The organism is Moorena sp. SIO3I6, assembly GCF_010672095.1.
Genome location: NZ_JAAHHU010000177.1, coordinates 1 through 10,659 on the forward strand (window position 1 = coordinate 1; position 10,659 = coordinate 10,659).

The 10,659-nt window shown below is 44.8% G+C and carries 10 protein-coding genes; 5 read left to right on the plus strand and 5 right to left on the minus strand.

Annotated features, from left to right (window positions below):
- Positions 1-100: 100 nt before the first annotated feature.
- The 3 genes from F6K49_RS29850 to F6K49_RS29860 all read right to left on the minus strand — a co-directional run bounded on the left by F6K49_RS29850 (position 101) and on the right by F6K49_RS29860 (position 2,598).
- Positions 101-364 carry a hypothetical protein gene (locus tag F6K49_RS29850; protein WP_366514248.1) on the minus strand — a complete coding sequence of 88 codons (264 nt, stop codon included), beginning with the start codon at positions 362-364 and terminating at the stop codon, positions 101-103.
- Between the two features lie 183 nt (positions 365-547).
- Positions 548-1,807 carry an S-layer homology domain-containing protein gene (locus tag F6K49_RS29855; RefSeq protein ID WP_366514249.1) on the minus strand — a complete coding sequence of 420 codons (1,260 nt, stop codon included), beginning with the start codon at positions 1,805-1,807 and terminating at the stop codon, positions 548-550.
- A gap of 362 nt (positions 1,808-2,169) precedes the next feature.
- Positions 2,170-2,598 carry a TerB family tellurite resistance protein gene (locus tag F6K49_RS29860; protein WP_293022163.1) on the minus strand — a complete coding sequence of 143 codons (429 nt, stop codon included), beginning with the start codon at positions 2,596-2,598 and terminating at the stop codon, positions 2,170-2,172.
- Positions 2,599-2,657: 59 nt separating this feature from the next.
- On the opposite strand from F6K49_RS29860, the gene F6K49_RS29865 reads away from it, so the two are divergent.
- Positions 2,658-2,843 (plus strand): hypothetical protein, encoded by a 186-nt coding sequence (locus F6K49_RS29865; RefSeq protein ID WP_293102414.1) that lies wholly within the window; start codon positions 2,658-2,660, stop codon positions 2,841-2,843.
- Positions 2,844-2,918: 75 nt separating this feature from the next.
- Entirely contained in the window at positions 2,919-3,503 is a 585-nt protein-coding gene (gene aat / locus F6K49_RS29870; protein WP_293102417.1) for a leucyl/phenylalanyl-tRNA--protein transferase, read from the plus strand.
- Positions 3,504-3,515: 12 nt separating this feature from the next.
- Here the strand turns inward: aat and F6K49_RS29875 are convergent, their stop codons facing one another.
- On the minus strand, positions 3,516-4,091 hold the full coding sequence (locus tag F6K49_RS29875; RefSeq protein WP_293102420.1) for a hypothetical protein: 576 nt from the start codon (positions 4,089-4,091) through the stop codon (positions 3,516-3,518).
- A 130-nt stretch (positions 4,092-4,221) separates the two neighbouring features.
- On the opposite strand from F6K49_RS29875, the gene F6K49_RS29880 reads away from it, so the two are divergent.
- The 3 genes from F6K49_RS29880 (at position 4,222) to hpnH (ending at position 9,622) form a co-directional block, all read left to right on the plus strand.
- Positions 4,222-7,209 carry an efflux RND transporter permease subunit gene (locus F6K49_RS29880; protein WP_293102423.1) on the plus strand — a complete coding sequence of 996 codons (2,988 nt, stop codon included), beginning with the start codon at positions 4,222-4,224 and terminating at the stop codon, positions 7,207-7,209.
- 94 nt (positions 7,210-7,303) lie between these two features.
- Positions 7,304-8,275 (plus strand): hopanoid-associated sugar epimerase, encoded by a 972-nt coding sequence (gene hpnA / locus F6K49_RS29885; protein ID WP_293081556.1) that lies wholly within the window; start codon positions 7,304-7,306, stop codon positions 8,273-8,275.
- A 327-nt stretch (positions 8,276-8,602) separates the two neighbouring features.
- Positions 8,603-9,622 (plus strand): adenosyl-hopene transferase HpnH, encoded by a 1,020-nt coding sequence (gene hpnH, locus F6K49_RS29890; protein WP_293081553.1) that lies wholly within the window; start codon positions 8,603-8,605, stop codon positions 9,620-9,622.
- 277 nt (positions 9,623-9,899) lie between these two features.
- Here the strand turns inward: hpnH and F6K49_RS29895 are convergent.
- Positions 9,900-10,659 (minus strand): FkbM family methyltransferase (locus tag F6K49_RS29895; protein WP_293102428.1); only part of this gene is annotated, 760 nt, incomplete at its 5' end.

The following is a 10,659-nucleotide window of genomic DNA, read 5'->3' on the forward strand; positions in this document are numbered from 1 at the left end:
CTCGGATTTCACGAGGGTTGGTGTCTCACCAACATGGTTATCAAGTTGTCAAGGTTTATTACCTTGCGACTAATCCCCCATATCTTTTCGGATAAGGTTTCTAGTCAACGAGTCGCACCCAGTCCATCAACTTGGCAGGTAGTCCCAGGGTATCGGGGGTCCTAAAACTTTTTACTTCTGGAATTGCCTTCTTCCAGTCCAATCCCCAATGGCTGATGCTACCCAGCTTGTTGTAAGACTCAGACCTGACGATACCTAGTTTCTTCATTACCTGCAGCAACTCAAGTTCAACCGACTTCGTCATCTCCACCACGGGGACAACTTGAGTCGATATTTTCCTGGTTGCGCCTACTTTTCTTAGCATCGCCAACTGTAAAGTCCAACCTCTCAATCATACTCTAGCGCTAACAAAATGTCAATGTCTGTATTACACCGATAAATCCCGTTTCATCCCGATTTATCGGGACTTAATTGCGAGACCGTTGAGAGGTTGGCTGTGATTTGTGAATTTATCATCCTCTCAACAGTTAACTGTCCACATATCTAGTTACTGACTGGTAATCACCAGGTCAGAGTCGATGGTAAGCTGTAAGTCGGTTTCTGGTTCAACCATAAATAGGTCAACGCTGCTGCTACCGAATAAACGTTTGCCGATATTTAAAGCGATGCCAGAACTAACTCCGATCAAGATTTCTTCTGTAGCGATCGCACGGTCACCGGTAACGGCAGAGATAGCAGCGGCGGCAGCGGTACCAACTGCTGCATCTTTTAGGATACTCCCTGGATTGCTACCCTTGCGAATAGTTTCAGTGGTGGTAATTTCCTCAGAGGTGGCATTAAAGGATAGGGTTTCACCATTGATCAACAGCCGCTGAGCTACAAACTGAGCTCCCTCTTTTGTCGCACGCAGTTCGCCAACCACTTCACTACCAGCAGGAATCAGCAACTTGCCCTCATCAGCAGTGGTAATGTTTAGATCCACTGTCAGGGTTAGGGGAATAGTTTCCTCTTGGGCGAGCAGAATTTTATCTTTTTTGTACTTAACCGGAATAGAAGTACCTGCAGGAATTGTGAAGGCTACAGGTGCTGGATTGGGATCGATAATGTATTGGGAGCTAATCACTGGGGCTTGTTCTGTTGCCACCAACGCTTGGTACATAAAAGCTGCAACTTCTGCACGAGTTGCATTCCGAGTCGGATTGAGAAAGGCGACGTTAGGATAATTAACCACCAAACTATTTTCTGTAGCAGCAGCGATGGGAGCACGGGCAAAGTTAGAAATTTGGCTGCCGTCCCGGTAGAAACTGACCAGTTCTGAGGTAGAACCGCTGGAAGAGAAATTCAGTCCATTAGAAAGGGCTACTAAAACTTGTTCGCGGGGAATATTTTGTTCAGGTCTAAAGATATTACCAGGGTAACCACTCAGAAATCCGGTTTGGTAGGCTTCCTGAATGGCAGGATTTGCCCAGTAGTTGGAAGCAACATCCACGAAACTGTTGCCACCGCGAATGGCGGGTTTATTGAAATCTTGATTTGCTTTACGTAGCATTGCCGCAAACTGAGCGCGGGTCACTGGTGCATTTGGTCTGAAGGAGCCATCAGGAAATCCGGCAATAATACCGCGCTGGGATAATTCTCCAATAAAGTCACTTGCCCAGTAGTTGGATGAAACATCGATAAAGTTAGTGCTTTGGGCAAAAGACGGAGCAGGTGCGACTAGGGGAGCCATGGTGGTGGCGGTGAGTCCAAGGGCTAAAACAGCAGCAGTTCCTGATTGAAAATGATTTAGGTTAAGCATGGAAGGCATTCTATTAAATTCATGTGTTCTTAAGTAAATAGAACCAATAACGTGCTAGATGTTCCTAGGTTCAATAAAATTGTTTTTTTTGCTCAAAATAAGCATAAAAAAACCAGATTATGCCTGTTTAATACCAATAAGTTCGGCACAATCTGAGTAATTTGACGCTAGTAACATTGGATGAGTTGCCAACCACTTGCCAGATCAAAAATTGTCACATCAGCCCAAGGGTGTCGGGTGACCGGTTGACCGGGTGTGGCCTGTAGTAGACCGGTCCCAAGCGATACCCTACAGCTAGAGTTGCTGGGTAAGTCCTGAACTTTTCAGGACTGATTACTCAACACTGACCCACTGACGTACTGATGCAGTAATCATTCACTAAACTGCTTATCAATCCACCGGCGGTAAATTTTTTGAATTGCTTTGAGTACTTTTTGACTACTCGACTGCTTAGATGGACTGCTGGGGTCGAGTAACTGCAAGCGATTCAGAAGTTTGGCTTCTTCTGTGTCTACCAGCCCATCGCTATAAATTAAGGCACTGAGGGCTTCAATCAAGCGCTGATAGTCTTCTGGACTAGGGCGATCGCCTAAATACTGTTCCACCCAACTGTAGCATTCATCTGCTGACACAGCTTTGAGTTCATACAGTAACGGTTTAATCTCTGGGTCGTCAGCAACTCCATATTCCTTGGCGACTTTATACAGATATTCCCGTTCCTCTGCCTGAACTTTACCGTCTATCCAGGCGGCACCGATTAAAATTTTGAGCAACTGTTTGACACTAGAATTTGTAACCATGACTTTATCTCTCCAGTAGGGGGGAACCGAACCAATACAGCACTTGTTGCCAATCAACCTTGAATCATCAACAGCTTGCCACGATTAGGGCAAAAGGGAAAGTGGAAAGGGAAGAGGGGGAAGAGTGGGAAGATTGGGGAGACGGAGGAGAACTTTGTCAAAAAACTGGGTTTGTGAAAACTAACTTAGTTAGACCCGTTAATCTAGGTAAGAAACCTGATTTCTTTAAAGCCAATTTTTTTTAACAGAAGTGTCAACCGCTAGTATGTTAGGTTTAGTTCTACCTAACTAATTTAGTTCTTCCTTACACACTTCTGTTAATGGAAATCGATATTGATTACTTAATTCAAGGGTATGCTCAAGGCTATTTCCTGATGGCAGATGATACTGGTAATTTAGGCTGGTACTCAAGCCGCGAACGTGCTATAATTCCTCTGGATGAGCGGTTTCGCTATCCTAAATCTCTGCGTCGTGTCCTAAATCAGGAACGATTTAGTGTCAGTATTAACCGAGACTTTTTAGGGGTAATGACTGGTTGTGCTGACCGTGAAACTACTTGGATTTCTCCAGAAATTAAGGAAATTTATTGGCAATTTTATAAGGCTGGATGGGCCTACAGCTTTGAAACTTGGCAGGGAAATCAGCTGGCAGGAGGAATTTTGGGCATTGTAATTGGTGGAGCCTTCATTGGTGAATCAATGTTTTATCGGATTCCGGATGGCTCGAAGGTGGCGATGGTTAAGCTGGTAGAACGGTTGCGCGATCGCAACTTTTTGCTGTTTGATGCTCAGATGATGAATTCTCACCTAGAACGGTTTGGTGCATGTACGGTAAATGAGCAAGAGTATAGTCTGCTGTTACAGAAGGCAATAGCACAAACCTGTTCGTTTGATGAACCTATCTAACTGAGCTAGGGCTTACTTGGTCCACACAGCCAAACCTCCTCCCCGACCTCTAGCAGCAATGCAACGGTTTTCTACTAAAAAGTAGGTGAAGAATGCTTGTTCTTTTAAGGGTTGCTCATAGAACCTAGTTTCCCGGTCTTGTCCACCTTTAATGTAACCTTGATAAAGTGTTAGACCAGATAACGATATCCTGATTTGACTAAAGTCGAAAGCTAAGATATTGGTCTTAGGATAAAACTTCGTAGGACCGGTGAGAACTATCTGAATCGGTCCAAATTGAACAGCATTTTGAACCGTTCCTTGGTCTTGAGAAGACTCTGATGGGGAGTAGGATAGGTGAATCTTGATCCACTTTGGCAGAAATCGTCCGCTACCCAAGATCACCCCTGCTCGTTGGCGCGATCGCTTTGTCCCTGTAATAAACCCTAGTCGCCAATTTCCGATCAGTTGTGAATAGCCATGGCTGAGTTTGGTTCGTTTAGCTGTTGTCTCTGCCTGAACTAGTGCCTCGACTACAGCTGATGAGGTCGGGCGTGTCACCGATGGGCTTGTTAAAAAGTCAATCGCTTGATCTAAAGCTTTATCCATTGCTAGCAAATGCGTTCGCCAAGTGTGGCGCTACCTGATCAATCCCATGTCTTTAGAATCTAATCCGATCTTATAGCCGATCGCTAAAAGTATATCCTAAGGAAGCAGTGAATTAACATAATTCTCTTCAATGGTCAAGTTGAGTTTCCTCAAGGTCTTACGAGAGCGGTTCAATATTTCCCGGTTAGCCATTAAGTATTCCCGAGTAACCATCAGTTTTTGGATCGCAATGGTTGTGGCTGGGCTTTTGGCCTTCAGTTCCCTTAAGTATGCCCTATTCCCTGATATTACCTTTCCGGTGGTGGTGGTCAATGCTCAAGTGCCATTGGAGACTGCGGTGGAAACGGAGCAGAAACTGACTCAACGGATTGAGGAAAGGCTTTTGCCTTTGGCAGGACTCGATCAGATGGTTTCCTCAACCTACCCTGGTCGAACAGTAGTTACCCTCTATTTCCATGTCGGAACCGATCTCAACTCCTCTTCAAGGGAGGTTGAAAAGACACTGTGGCAAATTGCTATTCCTGAAGGTGCAACCTTTGAGGTCATTCCCTTCAATTTGAACGAATCCTCTGCGGTTAGCTACACCATCAAGAGTGATACTAAAGACCTGAAGGAATTAGCTGACATTGCTAAGACTAGTATCTTACCAGAGATTGCTCAACTTCCAGGAGTTCTGAAAGTCAATTTGTTGGGAGGGGGGGAAACTACGTTTACAGCTCTCAATTCTGGCTCAGAGTTGACCAAACAAGCACCAGAAATTATTAAGGAGGAACAGCAGCGAGATAATCCCGAATCTCCCATACCCGTTACCCCAACTCGGATTCGCTTCAATGGAAAGGAAGCTTTGGCTTTTCAGGTGATCAAAGGGGGTGATGCTAATACCTTAGATGTGGTTAGTCGGGTAGAGGAAGCGGTGCAAAGACTACAAGGTAGTTTGCCAGAGGTGCAGTTAGTCTTAGCAGTGACTCAAGCTAACTATATCCGGGAAGCGACTCAATCTACTATTGATGGTTTATTACTGGCAATTGTTCTGGCAGTGTTGGTAATTTTTACTTTCTTGCGTAACTGGCGTGCTACCCTAATTACTGCCTTGGCAATTCCAATTTCCCTGCTCGGAACCGCTATCGTGATGGCTATCTATGGGTTCAATCTCGAAACCATTACTCTACTAGCTTTGGCTCTGGTAATTGGGATTATCATTGATGATGCCATTGTAGAAGTCGAGAATATTTCTCGGCACCTGGAGGCTGGGGAGTCTCCTCGACAAGCTGCTCTTTCTGCTACTAATGAAATTGGTCTGACGGTTTCTGCTTCTACTTTGACCATTGTGGCGGTATTTCTACCGGTTGGTTTAATGGGTGGTAACTTAGGACAGTTCTTTAAACCTTTTGGTCTGACGGTTTCGGCAGCAGTTCTTACCTCTTTGTTGGTTGCTCGGACCTTGTGCCCAGTTCTTGCGGTTTATTGGCTTAAACCTAGGCAGGGGAGCAGGGAACAGGGAATAGGGAACAGGGAACAGGTAACAGGTAGAAGGGAGCAGGGAACAGGGAACAGGGCAAGATTATCGAGAGTAGTTTTCGACTTTTGGTTGAGGTTTAATCCCAACTACCGTGATTTGCTGCGCTGGTCCCTGGGGCATCGGAAATTTGTAGTGGGATTAGCGGTATTGAGCTTTGTGGCTGGGATTTCCCTGATTCCCCTAATTCCTCAGGGGTTTATTCCTACCCTAGACCGAGGGGAATTTATGATTACCTATACGGCACCGTTGCCTCAGATGCCTAGTGCCTCTCAATTTGGTGATTTAATTGATAAGATTCTGAATTTGGGAGGGTTTGATTCTAACAGTGAAGAGTCAAAGTCATTGTCATTAAGTAATTCAAATACTAATTCAGATACTAATTCAGACCTTAGGGAGCAGCTAAAACCACAACTCTCAAAACCAAAACTATCAAAGTCAGGGTTTAATGGTCTATTTCCGATTAAAAGTGGGATGCAATTGCTACTCAAGCAATCTGAGCAGGTGGCTAAGCAGTTAGAAGAGGCGGTGCTGGCTTTCCCTGAAGTGGAATCGGTATATACGGTTGTGGGGGTACAGGGTGATCCGAACAAAGGTAACCTTCAGGTCAAACTTAAAGGTAATCGCCAATATACTACGGCTCAGGTTCAGGAAAAAATGCGGGCTGCTTTGCCGAAGATTTCTGGTGTAACGAATAGTGTTGAAGATATTCAGTTTATTGAACTACCTACTCAAAAACCGGTTCAAGTTGCTTTATTGGGTGATGATTTAGAGGTGTTAGGCAATACTGCTGCGGATCTCAAAACTCGGATTGAGAGACTACCAGGATTAGTGGATGTAGAGGCAACAGGTCAGAATAATCGAAGCAATAGGATTACTGAGATTGAGCATGTTAATGGTCAGCGAGGGGTTTATGTTCGTGCTAGCCTTAACCAGGGTCACAGGTTGGGAGATGCGACTGAGGAGGTGGTAAAGGTTGCCAAAATGGTTTTACCGGATGGTGTGAGGTTACAACTGTGGGGGGATTCGGCTCTGAGTAGTCATGTGCTGGGGAGTTTTGCTGGCACCTTGACCTTGTCTGTTACCTGTATGCTGTTAGTGCTAATTTTGCCTTTTGGTCGATTGTTAGAACCGATGGTGGTGGGCTTGTCTTTGCCTTTATCTATTGTGGGAGCAATGCTAGCACTTCTGATCACCCAAAGTGATTTTGGCATGATTTCCCTGATTGGTCTAATTTTTTTACTGGGACTACTTGACAAAAATGCGCTTTTGCTCATGGATTATGTTAACCAACTTCGTCGAGCTGGGTTAAGTCGCACTGAGGCAATTCTGGAAACGGGAGTGGTGCGTTTGCGACCGATTATAATGACTACTGCTTCGACAATTTTGGGAATGTTGCCCTTGGCATTGGGATTTGGCGCAGGAGCAGAATTGCGACAACCGATGGCTGTGGCAATTATTGGTGGATTGCTTACGTCTACGTTATTGAGTTTGATTGTTGTACCAGTATTGTATACCCTGCTGGAAGATTGCTGGCTAGGATTATTTTCTGGTATAGCGCTACGCGCAAGTCAGAAGTCAGAAGTCAGAAGTCAGAAGTAAGCTATGACTAAGTTTCGGAGTTTAGGAATGTCAAACACCTTAATTGGTAGTGCTATAAGCAATAAGAAATTGGGAAACAGAGGAGCGTGCGTCAATGGCAATCAAAGCTTTCGTCACTGGAGGAACAGGATTTATCGGTGCTCATGTTGTGCGATCGCTACTTGAAGCAGGATACTCCGTGCGAGCTCTGGTGCGCCCTACTAGCCAACTCGATAACCTCCAGGGTCTAGATATAGAAGTCGTTATCGGTGACTTGAACGATCCAGGCTTGTGCCAACTGATGCAGGGATGTCAGGTATTATTTCATGTCGCTGCCCATTATTCCCTGTGGCAAGCGGATCGAGATTTACTCTATCGTAACAATGTCGAGGGAAGCCGTAATGTGCTACAAAGTGCTGGTAAAGCTGGGATTGAACGCACTGTTTACACCAGTTCAGTAGCGGCTATTGGTGTGGGTAAACCTGGGGAAATTGTGGATGAAACCCATCAGAGTCCTGTCGAGAAATTGGTGGGTGACTATAAAAAATCTAAGTTTTTTGCTGAAGCTGAAGCGATCAAGGCAGCTAAATCTGGTCTTGATGTGGTGATTGTTAATCCTAGCGCTCCCATTGGTCCGATGGATATTAAGCCAACTCCTACGGGAGAAATTATTGTGCGCTTCCTACAGCAGAAAATGCCATTTTATTTGGATACTGGATTAAATTTTATTGATGTGCGGGATGTGGCTCAGGGTCACCTGTTGGCGTTGGACCGGGGGAAAAAAGGCGATCGCTATATTTTAGGTAACCAAAATCTATCTTTCAAATCCTTATTGGAGCAACTTGCAGAAATTACTGGATTGAGTGCGCCTCAAAAAACTGTTCCGGTCTGGCTACCGCTGAGTATGGCTTGGATTGATGAGTGCGTGTTGACTGCTTTTGGGAAAACCCCTTCTATACCGCTCAATGGGGTGCGGATGGCACAACACCCGATGTATTACGATGCCTCGAAAGCAGTTAGAGAGTTAGGGTTACCCCAATCTTCCATTAGGAAAGCCCTCAAGGATGCTGTTGATTGGTTTAGCTAAGGGAACAGGGAACAGGGAACAGGGAGCAGCGGATCCCCCCTAACCCCCCTTAGTAAGGGGGGAAGGGAACAGCGGATCACCGGAACAGGGAACAGAAAGACTTTTGGCAGCTTTAAAAAAGTTAATACAGTTCCGTTTATTTATCTATCGGTACTTACCGCTGGCTCCAGTAAATAGGGAAACTGACAACTGTCGCGAAGTCTAGGATTTTAAGCAATTCACCAACAGTATTATAAATTTATTGGCGAGGCTGATCATAGTTAAAGCTTTGGGGTAATCATGATTACCCTCAATGATTAGCGTTAATTATATGGTGTGAGGACAATTATGGCAATTCAATTACAACAAGCTCTTGATGTCGGAAAGTATATTGTGACCCAGCGTCTTTTGGGTCGTAAACGCTTTCCCCTGGTGCTGATGTTGGAACCTCTGTTCCGCTGTAATCTAGCTTGTTCCGGTTGTGGCAAAATCCAGCATCCTACGGAAATACTCAAGAGCCAGCTGACTCCTGAAGAGTGCTTTGCTGCGGTGAAAGAGTGTGGTGTTCCTGTGGTTTCTATTCCGGGGGGAGAACCTTTGCTTCATCCACAAATTGACGAAATTGTCAAGGGGTTGGTGGCATGGCGAAAGTATGTCTATCTCTGTACCAATGGGTTGTTGTTAGAGAAGTGTCTGGATAAGTTCCAACCTTCCCCTTACCTGACTTTCAGCGTTCACTTGGATGGCTTACGGGAACGGCATGATCAGTGTGTGGACCGTCAAGGGGTATTTGATAAGGTGGTGCAGGCAATTCGGGCGGCTAAAGCTAGGGGATTTCGTGTGACTACTAACACGACGGTGTTTGAGGGAACTGATCCTAAGGAAATCCAGGAGTTCTTTGATTTCCTGGCCATGTTGGGTATTGACGGCATGATGGTTTCTCCTGGATATAGTTATGAATGGGCACCCGATCAGGAGCATTTCCTGAAGCGGGAACAGACTAAGGCGATGTTCCGGGAAATTTTAGCGCCTTTCAAGGCCGGGAAGAAAACCTGGAATTTTAACCATAATCCTTTATTTTTGGATTTCCTGATCGGGGAGAAAGATTACGAGTGTACCCCTTGGGGAAGTCCTAGTTACAGTGTTTTGGGGTGGCAAAAGCCTTGCTATTTGTTAAATGAAGGGCATTATGCCACTTTTAAGGAATTGCTGGAGGAAACGAATTGGGATCAGTATGGTCGCGCTAGTGGTAATCCTAAGTGTGCCGATTGTATGGTCCATTGTGGGTATGAGCCGACGGCGGCTGTGGATGCGTTTCAGCCCCAGAATATGGTTCGTGCTATGGGTAGTGTGTTAGGAGGAGTGTGAACCTGACCAATTTCCGAGACCATAAAGCTGGCGCTAGTTCCTAGGTCTAAGTGGTGATGGATTGGAAAGCCTGGCAGGATCGGCAAGGTCAACTTGAGCAACCTAAATGCGATCGCATTAATCTGAGCTTTCTGATTCTTGATTAAAATGACCTTGACATCAAGCTCAAGGTCATTATTTCAAATGAATTGTGATAATTTTTGTTCCCTGTTCCCTGCTCCCTGTTCCCTGCTCCCTGTTCCCTTTGCTATTTAATGTGAAAGGCAAACCTTGAGAATTAGGCAATAGAAAGATCAAGTATAGTCCGTGCTCGATCTCTTATCTCAGTTCTGCGCTGAATTGGTATGGCAAAGTAGTTAGTTGTTCGTCTAGGATAATAATGGGACTCAATGAAGCATTCTTGACTTAATCCAGGCCCATTGTGTGCAACTCTATTAGGTACGAACAATTCATAACCATAATCATTTAACCAGGACACTATATCTGCTTTTGTAGATTTCCAATCATCCTCTTGGGATGGGGCACTTTCAAACATTATCACTGGACTATTTTTGGTAATGATAGTCTCACTTCCGCGAATAACGTCTAATTCAGCACCTTCCACATCAATCTTGATCACGTCAATGTCATCTGATGATACCAGGCTGTCTAAACGTACGATTGGAACTTTTATTTCAACTGAAATTGATTTTTTATCTTCGCTAGGTTGCCTTAGGGAGCTATAGCCAGATTCTCTGGTATTTATATAGAAAGATACTTCTCCTTCTGTGTTGCCAACCGCATAGTTATGTACTTCTACGTCAGGAAACTTACTACGAAGTTTCCTGGCTTTATCGGGTATCGCCTCCACAGCAATAACTTTTATACTTGCATCGTAATCAGATACTAAAGCTATAATTGAACCAATATGTGCCCCAACATCAATAAAAGTCTTGTTGTGATCACATAATTGAGTGACCAAACGTGTAGCGATCTGATCGTTAATTATAGTTCCTAAACTTTCCGATTTAGTGACTGCCCCTTTTACCCTATCTATT

Bases quoted from the DNA above. Each gene is read 5' to 3' on its own strand.
- F6K49_RS29850 (WP_366514248.1), bottom strand. From the start codon at position 364: ATGCTAAGAAAAGTAGGCGCAACCAGGAAAATATCGACTCAAGTTGTC.
- F6K49_RS29855 (WP_366514249.1), bottom strand. From the start codon at position 1,807: ATGCCTTCCATGCTTAACCTAAATCATTTTCAATCAGGAACTGCTGCT.
- F6K49_RS29860 (WP_293022163.1), bottom strand. From the start codon at position 2,598: ATGGTTACAAATTCTAGTGTCAAACAGTTGCTCAAAATTTTAATCGGT.
- aat (WP_293102417.1), top strand. From the start codon at position 2,919: ATGGAAATCGATATTGATTACTTAATTCAAGGGTATGCTCAAGGCTAT.
- F6K49_RS29875 (WP_293102420.1), bottom strand. From the start codon at position 4,091: ATGGATAAAGCTTTAGATCAAGCGATTGACTTTTTAACAAGCCCATCG.
- F6K49_RS29880 (WP_293102423.1), top strand. From the start codon at position 4,222: ATGGTCAAGTTGAGTTTCCTCAAGGTCTTACGAGAGCGGTTCAATATT.
- hpnA (WP_293081556.1), top strand. From the start codon at position 7,304: ATGGCAATCAAAGCTTTCGTCACTGGAGGAACAGGATTTATCGGTGCT.
- hpnH (WP_293081553.1), top strand. From the start codon at position 8,603: ATGGCAATTCAATTACAACAAGCTCTTGATGTCGGAAAGTATATTGTG.